Origin of the sequence: Tolypothrix campylonemoides VB511288_2 (assembly GCF_045999855.1) — a bacterium.
Lineage (GTDB): Bacteria > Cyanobacteriota > Cyanobacteriia > Cyanobacteriales > Nostocaceae > Scytonema > Scytonema bouteillei_A.
The window spans coordinates 14,296-29,742 of sequence record NZ_JBFPMW010000007.1 but is presented as its reverse complement, the minus strand read 5'-3'; the positions used below and the strand labels follow the sequence as shown (position 1 = coordinate 29,742).

11 protein-coding genes are annotated in these 15,447 nt (G+C 42.0%); 7 read left to right on the top strand and 4 right to left on the bottom strand.

The window, feature by feature from the left end; genetic code table 11:
- Positions 1–140: 140 nt before the first annotated feature.
- Entirely contained in the window at positions 141–1,508 is a 1,368-nt protein-coding gene (locus AB0756_RS21340) for a pentapeptide repeat-containing protein (protein ID WP_038076443.1), read from the top strand.
- Between the two features lie 440 nt (positions 1,509–1,948).
- Positions 1,949–3,037: a peptidoglycan-binding protein gene (locus AB0756_RS21335; RefSeq protein WP_082051910.1), complete on the top strand. Its 1,089-nt coding sequence runs from the start codon at positions 1,949–1,951 to the stop codon at positions 3,035–3,037.
- A 516-nt stretch (positions 3,038–3,553) separates the two neighbouring features.
- Here the strand turns inward: AB0756_RS21335 and AB0756_RS21330 are convergent.
- The 3 genes from AB0756_RS21330 to AB0756_RS21320 form a co-directional block, all read right to left on the bottom strand.
- Positions 3,554–5,518, bottom strand: a complete 1,965-nt coding sequence (locus AB0756_RS21330) for an ATP-binding protein (RefSeq protein ID WP_038076446.1) — start codon at positions 5,516–5,518, stop codon at positions 3,554–3,556.
- Between the two features lie 510 nt (positions 5,519–6,028).
- Positions 6,029–7,144: a non-hydrolyzing UDP-N-acetylglucosamine 2-epimerase gene (gene wecB / locus AB0756_RS21325; protein ID WP_038076449.1), complete on the bottom strand. Its 1,116-nt coding sequence runs from the start codon at positions 7,142–7,144 to the stop codon at positions 6,029–6,031.
- 363 nt (positions 7,145–7,507) lie between these two features.
- Complete coding sequence (locus AB0756_RS21320; protein ID WP_038076450.1) at positions 7,508–7,885, bottom strand: hypothetical protein; 378 nt, start codon at positions 7,883–7,885, stop codon at positions 7,508–7,510.
- A 747-nt stretch (positions 7,886–8,632) separates the two neighbouring features.
- Here AB0756_RS21320 and AB0756_RS21315 point away from each other — a divergent pair.
- The 4 genes from AB0756_RS21315 to AB0756_RS21300 all read left to right on the top strand — a co-directional run bounded on the left by AB0756_RS21315 (position 8,633) and on the right by AB0756_RS21300 (position 13,235).
- A complete protein-coding gene (locus tag AB0756_RS21315; protein ID WP_038076453.1) occupies positions 8,633–9,955 on the top strand; it encodes a type IV pilus twitching motility protein PilT in 1,323 nt (440 codons plus the stop codon).
- Positions 9,956–10,030: 75 nt separating this feature from the next.
- Positions 10,031–10,792, top strand: coding sequence for a circadian clock KaiB family protein (locus tag AB0756_RS21310; protein ID WP_038076454.1), 762 nt, complete (start codon positions 10,031–10,033; stop codon positions 10,790–10,792).
- 175 nt (positions 10,793–10,967) lie between these two features.
- A complete protein-coding gene (locus AB0756_RS21305; RefSeq protein ID WP_038076457.1) occupies positions 10,968–12,158 on the top strand; it encodes a PstS family phosphate ABC transporter substrate-binding protein in 1,191 nt (396 codons plus the stop codon).
- Positions 12,159–12,281: 123 nt separating this feature from the next.
- A complete protein-coding gene (locus tag AB0756_RS21300) occupies positions 12,282–13,235 on the top strand; it encodes a substrate-binding domain-containing protein (RefSeq protein ID WP_038076459.1) in 954 nt (317 codons plus the stop codon).
- 22 nt (positions 13,236–13,257) lie between these two features.
- Here the strand turns inward: AB0756_RS21300 and AB0756_RS21295 are convergent, their stop codons facing one another.
- Positions 13,258–14,604 carry an FAD-dependent oxidoreductase gene (locus tag AB0756_RS21295; protein ID WP_038076461.1) on the bottom strand — a complete coding sequence of 449 codons (1,347 nt, stop codon included), beginning with the start codon at positions 14,602–14,604 and terminating at the stop codon, positions 13,258–13,260.
- 264 nt (positions 14,605–14,868) lie between these two features.
- Here AB0756_RS21295 and AB0756_RS21290 point away from each other — a divergent pair, with 264 nt between their 5' ends.
- Complete coding sequence (locus tag AB0756_RS21290) at positions 14,869–15,447, top strand: Uma2 family endonuclease (protein WP_038076464.1); 579 nt, start codon at positions 14,869–14,871, stop codon at positions 15,445–15,447.

The window sequence follows — 15,447 nt, the reverse complement described above, 5'->3', positions numbered from 1 at the left end:
AGCTTGGATGAAAAAATTTTAATAAAAAGGAGTCGGGATTTACAGAGACTAGCCTCTTAATTGACAGCTACCCTAACCTGACATAAACTGATAAGCTACGACCCGTAATAACAATTTCTTCATTTCAATTGTAATTAAACGTGGCTCATAACTACCAGTATGCCAAACTCAGAGGTAAATCCTTCAAAGGGCAAGACTTAACAGGCGCAGATTTCTCCTATTCAGATATCCGAGGCGCTGACTTTACGGGTGCCTTCCTTAAAGGAGCAAACTTCAGCCATGCCAAAGCGGGACTGCAACGCCGTTGGGTAATTGCTACGCTCGCGATCGCATTACTGCTGTCAGCTATATCGGGATTGCTATCAGCCACTGGTGGTTCTCTCATAGGGTGTATTTTAGCTAATGGCAACCGTGAAAACACTTATGTAGCAGCAGTCAGTTTAACAGTCTTGTTTGTGTTTTTTCTCATTACTATGCGGCAAGGAGTCGCAGCAGCCTTTGGTTTTTTGGCAGTAGCAGTGACATGGACTGCCGTAGCAGGAGTTACATGGGCGGGGATAGTCGCAGTCACATGGGCGAAGGCAGGAACTCAGGCAGGAATTATGGAATTGGCAACAGTCGTAGCAGTCGTTGTTACAGGAGCCATAGCAGCGATCGCAACAGCAACGGGTGTCGTCTTGATAGCTGGAGCAGCAGCTATGGCAGGAGCTGTTGCTGGATTATTTGCAGTCGCAGTTACAGTGTCTGTAGCAGGGGCTGTCGCTGGGATAGGAGTGGTCGCAGCTGTTAGGATAGGCGGTCCGGTTGTCGGAGCGCTGGCTGGAGCGATCGCAGTCTTGACAATATTCCTATCTGCTGACATCGGTTGTCGCGCACTCTTTGAAGATGAAAGACAAATTTGGGTTCGCAATGTTGCTCTAGATTTTGTCACCAGGCGTGGAACAAATTTTCAAGGTAGCAATTTGACAGATGCGAACTTTACACAGGCAAGACTGAAAAATACCAATTTCAACAAATCCATCCTGACACGTACATGCTGGTTTCAAGCAAAAATGATGAATCGAGCTGATGTCAGGACAACCTATCTTGAGGATAAAAATCTACGTCAACTGCTAGTTACAAAAGATTTACAAGGCAAAACAGTTGATGGCTGGGATTTGCAAGGTATGAATTTGCAGGGCGCGAATTTGAAAGATGCTAGCTTCATTGCAACCAAGCTCAATGAATCGAACCTGCAAAATGCGGATCTTTCAAGAGCAAATCTTACAGGAGTGCAACTAGACAAAACAGATTTAAGAGGTGCAACTCTGACGGGTACATACATCGGAGACTGGGCAATTTCTCCGGATACCAAGCTAGATGGCGTACACTGTGACTATATTTTTTTGTACGTGCCTACAAAAGATAATCCCAATCCCCATCGTTTACCTCCTAACTGGGATGAAACCTTCAAAGACGGTGAATTTGCTCAGTTAATGACCCCGTTGCCTAACCTCTCCAAGATCTAGATTGTTCCAAAGGAGTCTCCCGTAGTTGAGCAGATCCTTAAAACACCCCAAATATACCGTTAGGTTTGGGGATTTCTGCATTAATCTTTAAGACTCCTGCCGTCAATACAGGAGATTGAAACAAGGACGCCCTACGGGTTCGCCACAATATCCGGAGGGAAACCCGATGACAGTTGTGGACTCACCGTTTTTCCTCGTCGCACTCTCCGCTTGGAAAAACATCTTTTTTTCTAGCAGGCGCTACTCCCACAACGAGCATTTTTATTTCAGAGGACAGGAAGCAAAAAGCACAGCAGCGTAGCTGCCTCCTGCCCTCTGCTTTTCTTTGTAAAAAGACTCTATTATATATGTAGTGTAAAATACACTGAAATAGAATTTCAAGCAAAACCCAGTAAATTTCTGTATTTATTAGATTTTAGTTGATAAGGAGTGAGTGCTCGGTGGAATATCTTGTTTATTCTCTGATGGACAGTGCTTACGCGGAAGCAACTGTAGAAGATGAATTTAGTTTGCCGGAGTTTAAATTAACCTTAGATTGGAAAAAAGTTTTTAAATCGACTTGGCTCACCTATGCTACGGCTACAGCTTTGTTTGCAATTTTAGCCCAAGCTCAAGTCGTGTCAGCGGCTTACTCCGGTCCTGGTAGATATTATGTCAGCACAAATGGTAGTTGTCTCAATATTCGTACAGGTCCATCAACTTATTACTCTAGAGTAGCTTGTTACCGCAATGGCTCTCGACTTCCAAATGTAAGGGGATACACAAGAGGATTTGCTCGTTTGTCTACGGGCTATTTTGCTTCTACAAGATGGATCGCTCGCAGACCCGGTAGTGGATATACTCCCGGTCTTGGTGTTGGCGGTCGCGTCTTGAGTTTGGGTTCTCAAGGAAGCGGTGTTAGAAGAGTGCAAAGAATTTTAGGAATAACACCTACCGGATACTACGGTACTGCAACTGCAAGAGCTGTTCGCAATTTTCAGCAAAACAATGGCATATACCCAGTCGATGGAAGAGTGGGACCGGAAACCAGAAGAGCATTAAATCAATATGGAAGCACGGGTTACGGTTCTAACTACAATGATGACTACTTGTACTCGAACCGCGATCGCTACAATGATGACTACCTGTACTCGAACCGCGATCGCTACAATGATGACTACTTGTACTCGAACCGCGATCGCTACGATGATGACTACTTGTACTCGAACCGCGATCGCTACGATGATGACTACTTGTACTCGAACCTCAATCGCTACTACGATGACAACTACCTAAATCGTAACCGCGATATCTATAACAACAATTACAGTTACAACAGCGATTACAATATTGGAGGTCGAGATGTCCTTGCAAGAGGTTCTCGAGGTAACGCTGTTAGAGAAATTCAGCGATATTTAGGTGTACAAGTTACGGGGAACTACAATCGCGCAACCGAAAGAGCAGTCAGAAACTTTCAAGCCAGAAATGGCTTACCTGTCACTGGAGTTGTTGATTCAAATACCCGATTGTTTTTAGGCTTAAGTGGTTGACGCTCCGCCGCCTAAAGGCTAGTGTGTATTGTCAAACGAAGTGCATTAAAAGCGCTTTCGATCCCCCCTAACCCCCCTTAAAAAAGGGGGGAACGGAATTCCAATTCTCCCTTTTCACGAAGTTTCATCTCTTTTCTAGAGATCTGTACACTACCGTAGTTATAAAGGGGGGCTATGATACTCAAAAACTCCCCCTATTTATCGGAGGATTTAGGAAGAGCTAACACGTGTAAAAACACGCCAATTGTTTATATTCTTGATAATTATAAATGGCTTATATAGCAGTCCTAAATGAAATATAAAAATCAGAGTGAAGACTGCTAATAGCCATTAGCTATTAGCCATTAGCCCTCCCTTGTTCGCCAGTCCCGGTGGTCGCGGGAAACCCGCCTACAGGGCTGGTCTCACCATTAGCCATCCAAATTTTTTACAAATGATTTAGGATTGCTATATTTGACTATTGTTAGGCAACTTATCAATACTTATCCTGCTTTTTTCTGAATTTTTCAACAAACTCTAAGTATTTTCTGGATGATGAATAGGTATCTCAATAACAAATTCAGTCCCTTCACCTAAGTTGCTACGACAGTATAGTTTCCCTCCATGTTTTTCAATAATTTGGTAGCTAATCGACAGCCCCAAACCCGTACCAACACCAACAGGTTTAGTCGTAAAAAATGGATCAAAGAGGCGTTTTTGAACTTCCAAAGTCATGCCAGAACCGTTATCAGCAATGGAAATAACAATACAATTTTCCTCAATCATCTCAGTCGCTATGCGGATTTTAGGATGGAAAATGTGAGATTCTGGAAGTAAAGAACTCTTGCTGCATCCGGAAGCCGCCAATGCAAGCTGTGAATTGCAGATTGCGTAATTACCTCGAATCCATTGCTCTTCTAACGCATCAATGGAATTTGCTAACAAATTCATGAACACTTGGTTTAGCTGTCCCGCGTAGCAAGCAATTGGTGGAAGAGGCTGATAATCTTTAATAACTTGAATTTCAGGACGAGTTGTTGTTGCTTTGAGCCGATGTTGCAAAATCATGAGCGTGCTGTCAATTCCTTCACGAATATCCACTGCTTTCATTTGGGCTTCATCGTGACGGGAAAAGTTTCTTAAAGAGCGGACAATTTCACGAATGCGATCGGCTCCCATCTTCATAGAAGTTAGCAACTTTGGCAAGTCCATCATTAAAAAATCCAAATCAATAGTGTCGATTTCCTCAAGAATTTCTAGTGTGGGCTGGGGATAGGTGTGCTGGTAGAGTTTGAGCAAGTTTAACAAATCTTCTACGTAGTCATTGGCGTGAACGATATTGCCAAAAATAAAATTGACTGGATTGTTGATTTCATGGGCTACTCCAGCAACCAGTTGTCCCAAACTGGACATTTTTTCACTTTGTACAAGTTGAGTTTGCGTTTTTTTCAGTTCTTCTAAAGTTATTTCAAGTTGATGTGCTTGTTTTTGAGCGCTGATTGCAGCTTGACGAGTATGTCGGTAAAGTTCAGCTTGGTTGACAGCAATAACTAACTGACCAATAACTGCTTGTAAAAGTTCTACTTCACTATCAGTCCAGGGACGCGGATAACTACAATGAGCGCAGCATATAACTCCAATATCACCAGAACGTGTTTGAAACGGTAGCTGTAATGTCGATCGGTACCCCAGAGATTGAACTAACTGCCGAAAATTACTATCAGTAATATTTAATACATCATTTATACGAATAATTTCTTGGTTTAACAGCAGCTGATGAACCGAACCAATGAGAAGTTCCGGGTAAGAACCCAGTATCCCAGGTAAATCTGGATTTCGTGCTTCTTTGATAGCTTCCCAAGTTGGCGGATCGGTATCCGGCTGGTACCAACAGAAGGTACAACGGTCGATTTGCAATAACTGCTGTATTGCTTGGATTGCTGTTTCAATAACTGTATCTAAATCAAGAGAGTTACGGATTTGACTCGCTAACCTATTGAGCAGTTGTTCTCTCTGTGCTAGTTCTCGAAACTGTTCTTCTGATTTGCCAACACTCGTTTCAGCGACTTTGGATTGTGAAATGTCTTTTACGGTTGTTGCTAAAGGTGTTTGTTGCTTAACCACTGCTTCTGGAGTGTACTTGCCCTTAGTAATGATTTCAGAAGAGAAAATTGTGCCGCCTATTTCACCATTGCAGTCATACCAAGGACAACCCTTCCATTTCACCCATTCTACAGAACCGTCTTCCCGAACAAAACTGTCAGTTGATGCGTGTTCGCTACAACCAGCCAAACACAGTTGATGCACTGTTTTCCACATATTGGGAGTTTGAGGAAAAACCTCATAATGCTCGCGACCAATATAGCTTTCTTGTTGGAAACCATAGTCTGTTAACCAGCTGCGGGTGGCTGCCACATAACGCATGTGGCGGTCAAACATGGCAACGGCTGTGGGTGTGTACTCTAAAAACAGTTGGAACTCCGGACAGTTGTGCAAGTACATAAATTGGCCAGGGGATGCTTAATGTGTTGCCAAGGTATGAAATCATTGAAATGAAGACATTGTTAGTAATGTAACTATTTCGCAGTTACTTTCGCTTCCGAGTTTTCTCTTAATTCTAGTACCAGTTGTCAACAAAAATTGTAAATCGGTGTAGCTTTCGCAATATAAGAGTTCAGTATTTTTCAAGTATACAAGAGTAACAGTCCAGTTTTTATGTCCCTTACCAGAAATATTTGCACACAGGTAGGACTTTACAGAAGAACTAGATTTGGGTAATTTATAATGTATGAAATCAATGTCCGATGGTTTGTTTTAACTTAAACATAATTTGTCTTTAATTCAGGAAAAACTCGGTCAAATTTTTGACAAATAAGTATATTAACTGGAGTAGAGCTACTGCGGAAAAACCCAGTTTAAAAAAGCTGGGTTTTTGCATTGGCATTTTTCTACTTTAATCTTTGGAGCGATTTGCGCTTGGTGTAGTAGCAAAGCTATCGCTTCGCTACAATCTTAAGAACTCATACCAAAGTAATTTTGCACTATTTGCAAAATTCGCTTTGCGGCTTGTCCGTCCCCAAAGGGATTAATTGCGTTTGCCATGGTTTCATAAGCAGTTGGATTGGTAAGTAATTCAACTGCATGAGTACAAATATTCTGACTCGCAGTTCCCACCAGTTTAGCTGTACCTGCAGTCACTGCTTCTGGTCTTTCAGTGGTTTCTCTCAGCACCAGTACAGGTTTTCCCAAACTGGGTGCTTCTTCCTGCAAACCACCAGAATCAGTCAGTACAAGATGCGATCGCATAATAGCCCCGACCAATTCGGCATAATCCAAAGGTTCTGTTAGAAAAATGCGGGGATGGTTACCCAGCCATGCTTGTAATGGTTCTCGCACGGTAGGGTTGCGATGCAACGGTAATAGCAACGCTGTATCGGGAATTTTATCCAGTATTTGCAAAAATCCTTGAGCAATATCTTGCAATGGTTCGCCCCAATTCTCACGACGGTGAACTGTTGCTAGCAAAACGCGGTACTGAGACCATTCCAATCCGGGTACATAACAAGCAGGTTCCCGTGCAGCAACACTCAATAGTGCATCAATCACTGTGTTACCTGTCAAGCACACTTTACCCAAAACACCAGAACGTTCCAAATTTTCTACAGCTAAGGGAGTTGGTGCAAAATGCAGTTGAGTGAGTTGCGAAATCAGCCTGCGATTCGCTTCTTCTGGATATGGATTGAGCAAATCATCCGTTCGTAACCCGGCTTCCACATGACCTACAGGAATTTTTTGATAAAACGCTGCCAAAGTTGCTGCAAAAGCAGTGGTTGTATCGCCTTGCACGATCGCCAAATCCGGCTTGTTTTGTTGGAATAATTCTTCCAAACCCCTCAAACTGCGGCAAGTTATGTCGCTGAGGCTCTGCTTTGGCTGCATAATTTCGAGATCGTCATTAGCTTTGAGGTCAAACAACTGCATCACTTGTTCCACCATCTCGCGATGCTGTCCGGTGAGAATAACTTTAGTATCAACAGTTGAAGAGTTCTGAAAAACCTGAATCACTGGAGCTAGCTTAATTGCTTCCGGACGAGTACCTAATATAATGTGAATCTGTTTTTTAGCCATATGTTATTGGTAAGTGTGTCATTTGTCATTGGTCAATAGTAGTGTAGGGTGGACAATACCAACCACATATCTTTGTTATTGGCTATTACAACACCATTTCTCTCTTGCACGGAAAACCCCGCGCCCGAAGGGAGTTCCCTTACATGTATTTTAAAGATTAAGTAGATTCATATAATTATTCTTATTCAGATTAAATTGAGCCACCCAAACCTCATATAAAAGTTTCCATAAAACAAAACAGGTAGGATCTTTATTCCCCAGGAAGAAAATAAAAATAATCAGCGACTAATGACAAATGACACAAACATGAAAAAACCCGGATGAACCGGGCAGGTGTACTGTTGTCGAATTGAGTTGCGGTAATTACATTTTGATTTCACAGGTTAACGGGCAAGAAGCATAAACGCTGGTAGCTTGAATATTCTCAGATTCTCCGTGCAGCCAACTTAACCACTGCACTTCCTTAGGATGAACTCCTTTGAAAGTGAGAACGCCTGCTGCCAACACCACAGCCATCACATTGAACAGAATTAAACCGCCTGCGACCAGTAAAACTGCACTAACAGGCATTACCGATTCCAGCACAATTGACAACAAACACCCAATTGTAGCCATCAAAACCACTAAAGGAAAACCGACAACCAACAAACACACTGCCAATGTAAAAGTCCATATCAAAAAACTTTTAACTATTAGTAAAGAGTAAGTCTTTCCTAAATCAGATGTCTGAGACAAAGTCATAACTCTATTCTCCAAAATGCAAGACAGAAATTTGAATTGTTGGAATCTCGCTTACTTTGCAGCGGGATCAACGATTATTAGAAGTTCAGTATATAAAAACCACTTGGGAAAATGAGCATTTATTTAATAAACTTTACAGTTAATCTTTCGCAATTATGGAGCTCTATCTGGTAGGGGAGTTGGTGGAAAACTCCCCTACATCATCTATCTCTCGATAGAGAGGTAATTTGGGATCGATCTTTAAGGTTTATTTCAGGTGCTGTGCTTCCAAGACGCTTAACATTTCTTATGAAAATAGATGGTGTTTCTCATAATTCATGATTGGCGTTGAAGGAATTCTGAGTCGTGGTTTCACGCACAAACACAGCACGCGAATATAAAGATCGGAAAAATTTTTCTCATATAACAATAAAGTTTTTCTAAAGAATTTTAGGTATATAAAAGCACTTTAAAATGTAACTAGTATTACTGAATATAATTAGTGCAAACTATGTAATAAATGAGATGTAGTCAAGTTATACAGATGTTCAACCCAATAGAGAACCTACCGTAGTTAGAAAAAATGATACAAAATAAACAATAAGATGAAAGAGGTCTACTGAAATTGCTGTTATGCTCCATTTTTAGAACTATTCAGCCGTAAAGATAGACCAAACAGGATAGTGGCATCTATCAAAAGTTCAGCTTTTGTTTAAGTTTTGTTGTGAATTTCTAGCAAATCAATACACGCCCTATTTGTAAATAGATATGACAGAATCACAGCGTCCATTGAATCCCGCAGCAAATTCAACTCGTGGTGTTCCCCCATTACCACCACCACCACCTGCAATGAGTACGATGCGTCAGTCTACACAGACTTTAGAATTACCGATAGAGAGACATCCGAGTCGCACTGGGACAACAAACTCCTCTGCTTCTGCACCACCTCCACCAACGGCGGTTCCATCAGCTCATCGTCCCGGAACACCACCACCAATGGCTACTTCCTCCCGTCCTAAAAGCAATAATTCAACGCTAACTCTGGCACAGATTATACGAGAAGCTTTCGATAAGGGATATTCTGACATTCACTTGGGTGTAGGTGAAGTCCCTCGCTTCCGCAACCGAGGAGAAATGCAGCCGACAGATTATCCCGAAACCGATAAACCAACATTTATGGAGTGGATGCGGGAGATCATGACTGATGCAGAAATTCAACGCTTTGAAGAATATCTCGAATTTGACGGAGCTACGCAGTACGAATTTGCTAGGGTGCGGATTAATATCTTTGACTCCCTAAAAGGCTATGCGATGGTACTGCGATTGATTCCTTTGAAAATACTGACAATGGAACAGTTAAGGCTACCTGCTGTTTTCAAAGATGTATGTCACTATCACAAGGGTTTGATTCTAGTTACAGGTCCCACAGGCTCTGGTAAGTCCACCACAATGGCAGCAATGATTGACTACATCAATTCAGAAATGCCCAAACATATCATTACCATTGAAGACCCAATTGAATTTGTTCATAAAAGTAAAAAAGCTTTGATCAAACAACGGGAAGTAGGAATGCATACCCGAAAATTTGACAATGCATTAAAGGCAGCGTTGCGGGAAGACCCGGATTTGATTCTAGTGGGTGAAATGCGGGATAAAGAAACGGTGAACACAGCCCTGAAAGCCGCACAAACAGGTCACTTAGTCATGGGAACCCTGCACACTAATAGTGCTGTGAAAACTATTGAACGTATTCTCAATCTCTACAATGGAGACGAACAGGATGCTATGCGGGTTGCACTAGCTGAGTCTTTAGTGGCAGTGATTGCTCAAGGTTTGTGCCGTACAACAGATGGTAAACGCGCTGCTTTCCACGATATTCTCATCAATACCGATGCTGTAAAAGACTGGGTTAAAGAAGGGAAATATGATGCCATTACAGAATTGATGAAACAAGCAAGCTTTGATGGCATGATTACCATGAACCAGTCCCTGCTCAATCTTTACTCTGAAGGTCGGATTACAGAAGAAACAGCCTTAGAAATGTCACCAACGCCAAATGAAATGGCTCAATTCCTCCGTGGTAGAGTGTAATTAAGGGAATTATGAATTATGAATTATAAATTATGAATTTTTTTCATACTTCATAATTCATCATTCATAATTCATATGATTTCAGACAAACCAACTTACCCTCCTACCCTGTTTAAAGGTATTGCGCTCTTTACTCCGGGAGGAGATCTCATCTATTGCATCGACCCTAGCAAACAAGGTCGATGGCATTTGCATTTGTGTGCTACTTTACAGGAAATTTTGGATTTACCAGAACCTCCACATTTTTTAGTACCTTGTTATACAGCTACTGTCGATCGCTGGTTAGATCCGCGCACTCAAAAAATACAAGTTTTTGCCGAAGCTTACCCAACCGTGATGCGGCATCAAGCTGTACTAAATGCTATTTTTAGTACGGGGGAATTGGTGTGGCAGCCCAGTCCTTGGGCAGAAGGGTTGTGCGATCGCATGGTATTGTCAGCGTATCGTTCCACATTTCCCCAACTTTGGGAAGATCACGATTTAGTGGTGCGCCTGGAGCTTTCCGAGCCAGTACCTTCATACTATCAACCAGTCGTCTCCACCGAACAACAATCAAAGACACAAGGCTATGTCCTCCGCCTGTTTGTAGCCGGACATAGTGCAGCGACAGAACGTATTTTGCAAAATTTACACGAGCTTTTAGAACAATATCTGGGCTATCCCTACACCTTAAAAGTTATTGATGTTTTAACAAATCCAGAACAAGCAGAAGCCGATCAAGTTTCTGCCACTCCTACGCTTGTTAAAGTTTGGCCTCAGCCCATTCGCCGCATTGCTGGCGAGTTGGATAATGTAGAAAAAATCTTACAAATGTTAGGCACTGCAGAAAATTTTTAAGCAGAAAGACTGGTACACTCCACCGAGCCCATGACTCGCAGCACGGTGTAGTGTCTCATGCCAAAATATAAAGTTGTATGAAGTAATTCCGGATACACAGCCAAACTGCGGATAAACGTATTTGGTTATCGTTGTTCTTCTGTGTAATTTACTCATACAACCGCTAAAAAACTTTATGAGTACCGGGCAATCAAAAAAAGAAGGAGTCATAAAATGCAGCTATTGTCACTACGATGCCAATCCCATAACAGCCAAGTCTTGTCGCAAGTGCGGTAAAAGTCTTGTTGGTGCTAATTCATACAACAGCAGTAAGGGTGTGAAAAGCAAAGTTATACCCTCAACTTATGAATGGCTGTCTGCTCCTTTAAATTGGTTTGGTTTCACTCTACTGTTACCGCTTGTTATTTTTATTGCTGGAAGCTACATTCTTCTCAAAACAATTGGCAGTCCACAAGTCTCCTTGACAAATGAATCCGTTAGTTTCAATGACACCACTCAGAATGCTTCATCTGATATCAAATACTACACTTCAATGAAGGAAGTGCCAAATGTTCCGGAGGGGAAGTTTTATTATGGTGGTGCTTTTGTCTTCGCATCTCTAAAAGCTCAAGGTTTACATCAAGCTATTAACCAGTTATATCCAAAGTTTCAAATACGTTACAATGAACCCACAGACAATACACCTGGTAGTGGCGCGGGTATTGCCATGTTGTTGAACGGTGAACTGAGCGTTGCTTTATCAACTCGAGCTCTGGAAGAAGCTGAATACAGTAAGGCGCGGGAACGGAATTTTTCTCTACAACAGGTACCAGTTGCTATTGATGGGGTTGGTTTTTATGTTCATCCAAATGTTTCCATTCTCGGGCTTTCTGTAAACCAACTCCAAGATATTTACAAGGGCAAAATTACGAACTGGAAGGATGTAGGAGGACCCGATTTAGCGATCGTACCTTTTAGGACAAAAGCTGGTAACTCATTCAAAATGCTGCTTGGCTCAGAAGCAGAAAATGTCAGCCCTAATATAAAATTTACTCGGGATTTCACAGAAACTTTCCGTAAAGTTAGCTCTACACCGGGAGCAATCGGTCTTGGTACTGCGACGTTAATTGTTGGTCAAAAAACCATCCGTCCTATTGCGATCGCTTCTGAAAACAGCAAAAACTATGTACCGCTTGTTGTAAATGGTACTCAACTTAACACAGCAGCGTTTCTAGATGGCACTTACCCTTTAACCAGACGCATATTTGTAATAATTCGTCGGGATAAGACACCAGAAGAAATGGCTGGTGTGGCATACGCCAACCTATTGCTATCCAAAGAAGGACAAAAGTTTGTAGAGAAAGCAGGCTTTGTCCCAATTCGATGAAAACAGATCGATAAAATACTTTGAAAAAAAAATAAGATGAAAATCCTTTTTGTTTGCAATTTCTATACTCAAGCCTTAATCTAGACCATGGTTCTTAAAATGCAACAGGAAAATTAATAACCTGTGTATTCTACTGTTGAACTCTATCTTCACGATCTGGAGGATCGATACGTGCGGTTTATGTTGAATTTAAACAGTCTGGTACGAGCAGCTTCTGTTGCAGGTTTAACATTTGGTTTGGTATCTGTTTCTCAGCTCGGGCAAAAAACTTTTGCACAAGACATCACACTTGAAGGTTCTGGTTCAACCTCCATTCGTCTTGTAGTTTCAGACTGGTTTACCGAACGTGGGGTTAACTACCGTGTCGTTGGTGGCAATGTTGGTCGTCCCGAATTTGAGAACGGAATCACTGACTTTGTCGCTAGCGATTACTCTCTCCCCAACCTTCCTAGAGAAGACATGGTGGTTCTCAATCCAGTTGACAATACGATTGTGTTGCCATACAACGTACCTGGTTTCGAGGCAAGACTTAACACAGAGCAGCTCTGTGGTATCTACAACGGCACTATTACCAACTGGAGCCAAGTGGGCGGTCCGAGTTTACCCATCCTTCGCGTTTACCGTTTTGATGCCAGCAATACCAGTGCTGAACTTGATACCGGATTTGTTCAGCCCACATGTGGATTTTCCATCACGAATCCAGATAGGAGCGTGAATTTACCCAATCCCAATCCCGCTACCGATCTGCCCGGAAATGGCAGCGATGGTGTCCTTGATGTCGTTGAGAAGACTCCAGGAGCCATTGGTTATATCAACCGTCCCATAGCTATCAGCCGAGGGTTAAGAGATTTTGTCTTCTTCACTCCTTTGGAAACTTCAGAATTATTCCAAGGACCGATCTACGTTATTTTCCGTAAATCCTACGCCACTAAGGAAAAAGCTAAGGCTGCTAGGGATTTATGCAAGTATATCGCAAACAAGGGCAGTCGAGTTGCACAAGAAGACTTTGGCTATACACCGCCAACAGGACCGAGTGACTCCTGTCAACTTATCGCCTTCCCCGCTCCTGCACCTTAATGCAGGAGCAGGTGATACATCTCTACATTGAAAACAGTTCTTCTGCACTCGAAGGATGAATGCCGATCGCTCTATCCAGATTCTGCTTAGTTGCACCAAGCGAGAGAGCGATCGCAAGCGTTTGAATCATCTCTACTGAGCCTTCCCCCAGCATGTGAACGCCCAGTATCCGCTCCGCATCATCTCGGTTCACCACAACCTTGAGCAAAGATTTTTCATTTAATTGGCTCAAACAATAGAACAACGGGCGAAATTGAGTGCGGTAGCATTGTACGGCATCCCCATACTTCTCGCGGGCTTGTGCTTCAGATAATCCAACTGTTGCGGCTTCAGGGTGAGAGGAAATAGAGATAGGAACCCAATCATAACTAACCATTTGAGGCTGTCCGCCAAATTCTGTATCTGCAAAAGCTCTGGCTTGGGCGATCGCGCTCGGAGTCAAAGGAATTCTATCCGTACAGTCTCCTACGGCAAAAACATTGACGTGAGTTGTGCGACTAAATTCATCAACCTGAATCGCTCCTGATGGTGTTCGTTGAATTCCTACTTGTTCTAAATTCAGGTTTTCCAAATTTGGTTTCCGTGGAGCATCAACAAAAACCGTATCAACAATTACGGAATCGGTGTATTTTCCAGACAACTTGAGACAAAAGCGATCGCCTATTCGTTCAATTTTTTCAACATAGCTGTGGCTGAAAATTTGCACTCCTTGCTGGATCATCTTGTCCTGAATTCTTTTGCCAATTTCAGCATCCAGTTCAGCTAAGACACAGTCCCCAGCAATGATTTGAGTGACGTGAGTCTCTAACTCATTCATACTTCCAGCAACTTTTACACCAATCGGATCGCTACCCAGAATTGCAAGGTGTTTGGGTTGTGCTGGTAAGTTATAAAGTTCGCGCCAGGTAATAGCACATTCAATTCCTGGAATTTCCGGTATAAGGGGTTTTGCGCCTACTGCAATCAAAATTTTGTCAGCAGTGACCGGTCTATCTGCAATCAGCACTGTATGAGCGTCTAAAAATGCTGCTTGTCCCTGAATTAACTTAGCTCCTGAGTGTTGCAGATTGTGCAAGTGCAATTCGTTGAGATGCTGGAGGTGACGGTTTTTTGCATCTACAAAATGCGACCAGTGAAAGTGACGGGCGACTTTATCCCACCCATAACTACTAGCTAGTTTATCTAACTGTTTGTAGCTAGCAGCGTAATCCAGCAATTTTTCAGGAATACAGCCGTAGTTGATGCAAGCACCGCCAACCTTAGCTTGTTCTGCGATCGCTACTCGTACCCCATAGCCAGCTGCTCTTTCAGCTGCTGCAATTCCTCCAGAACCAGCGCCAATTATCACAAGGTCATAGTCAAATGGCATAATGAATAGACCCACATTACACTCTTCGAGCAACTAACGTATCGCGCATTATGTAATAAAATGACTGCTATTTACTGACATCCTTCAGCTTAAGAATCTGGAGGAGAAATTACTTCTTACTAATGGAGCGTCATCAATACTAAATTAGTATGTCCCAAGAAAGAATTTATTGTAATTTTTTGTACAAGATTACTTGGGCTCGTGTTACGATTTCACAAATATTTACGTAAATTAAGATCTAAATAGTCCTATACTTTCTTTTTTATGAATATAACTACTGCGAAACGCTTTACGATATCTGAATACGAACGTTTGGCAAAACTCGAATTTTTTAGGGAAAATGAGCGAGTTGAGCTGATTGATGGAGAAATCATTTCTATGGTCTCGAAAGGTACACGACATTCTGTTTGTGAAACTCGATTAGAAAGACAGTTGTATGAACTAGTTGGGAAACGTGCAACATTAAGAGGACAACAACCGATCGTTATTTCTGAATATAACGAACCGGAACCAGATAGAGCGATCGTCAAAAATCGAGAAGATGATTATCTCAGTACTCATCCCTTACCTTCCGATATCTTACTTTTAATTGAAATTGCTGATTCTTCTTTAAAATACGACCAAGAAGTTAAATTAACAATTTACGCTCAAGGGGGTATTTCAGATTATTGGATATTTAATCTTATAGATAATTGCTTGGAATGCTACAGCGAACCTTACCAAAATTTGCAAGGTAAGTTTGGCTATCGAAAAAAAATAATTTTTCTACCTAATGAAACCGTGAATCTTCCCTATTTTTCGGATTTAATTCTGGATTTATCTAAAGTATTTCCTGCCATCTAA

Coding starts and splice junctions, on each gene's coding strand:
- AB0756_RS21330 (WP_038076446.1), bottom strand. CDS start 5,518: ATGTACTTGCACAACTGTCCGGAGTTCCAACTGTTTTTAGAGTACACA.
- wecB (WP_038076449.1), bottom strand. CDS start 7,144: ATGGCTAAAAAACAGATTCACATTATATTAGGTACTCGTCCGGAAGCA.
- AB0756_RS21320 (WP_038076450.1), bottom strand. CDS start 7,885: ATGACTTTGTCTCAGACATCTGATTTAGGAAAGACTTACTCTTTACTA.
- AB0756_RS21315 (WP_038076453.1), top strand. CDS start 8,633: ATGACAGAATCACAGCGTCCATTGAATCCCGCAGCAAATTCAACTCGT.
- AB0756_RS21310 (WP_038076454.1), top strand. CDS start 10,031: ATGATTTCAGACAAACCAACTTACCCTCCTACCCTGTTTAAAGGTATT.
- AB0756_RS21305 (WP_038076457.1), top strand. CDS start 10,968: ATGAGTACCGGGCAATCAAAAAAAGAAGGAGTCATAAAATGCAGCTAT.
- AB0756_RS21295 (WP_038076461.1), bottom strand. CDS start 14,604: ATGCCATTTGACTATGACCTTGTGATAATTGGCGCTGGTTCTGGAGGA.
- AB0756_RS21290 (WP_038076464.1), top strand. CDS start 14,869: ATGAATATAACTACTGCGAAACGCTTTACGATATCTGAATACGAACGT.